Consider the following 753-nt stretch of genomic DNA (forward strand, 5'->3'; position numbering starts at 1 on the left):
CCGCTGGCCGAACTGGCGCGGCGCCTGGACCTGGAAGGGGCGCACCGCAGCAACCGCGTGTTGATCGATCCGACCGGCACGCGGCCGTCCGCGGTGCGCCTGCCCGGCCGCGACGGCGGCCGCCTGTACTTCGACCCCTACACCGGCGCGGTGCTGCCGGCGCCGCGCCTGGATGGGTTCTTCTCCTTCGTCGAAGACCTGCACCGGCGCCTGGCCGCCGGCGAGCGCGGCAAGGCGGTCACCGGGGTTTGCGCCTTCGTGCTGATCTTCTTCTGCCTGTCCGGCCTGTACCTGCGCTGGCCGCGGCGCTGGTGGAGCTGGCGCGCCTGGTGGGCGGTGGAGTGGAACCGGCAGGGACGCAGCTTCCTGTGGAGCCTGCACTCGGTGATCGGCACCTGGTGTCTGCTGGTGTACCTGCTGATCGCCGCGACCGGGCTGTACTGGTCCTACGACTGGTACCGGCAGGGGCTGGTGGCGATGCTCGGCGGCGATGCCGCGCCCAAGGAGAAGGAGGGCGGTCGTGGCGGGAAGCCACCGGCGGTGGACTACGCGCGGCTGCAGGCGGCCCTCGCCACCGTGCCGGCCGCGCAGCGCGCCTACCTGGACCTGCGCCTGCCCGGCCGCAGCGGCCAGCCGATCGTGGCCCGCTACCTGCCGCCCGATCCGGCGCACGACCGTGCCTACGACAGCGTGGAGGTCGATCCGGCCAGTGGCCGCGTCCTGCGCCACCTGGAGTATCGGCAGCAACCGCTG

At 73.3% G+C, this 753-nt stretch carries 1 protein-coding gene; it reads left to right on the plus strand.

From position 1 onward, the window contains the following. On the plus strand, positions 1-753 hold a 753-nt coding region (locus D180_RS10325; protein ID WP_198526540.1), incomplete at both ends, for a PepSY-associated TM helix domain-containing protein.

It is taken from the genome of Xanthomonas sp. SHU 166, assembly GCF_000364685.1.
GTDB classification, from domain to species: Bacteria; Pseudomonadota; Gammaproteobacteria; order Xanthomonadales; family Xanthomonadaceae; genus Xanthomonas_A; species Xanthomonas_A sontii.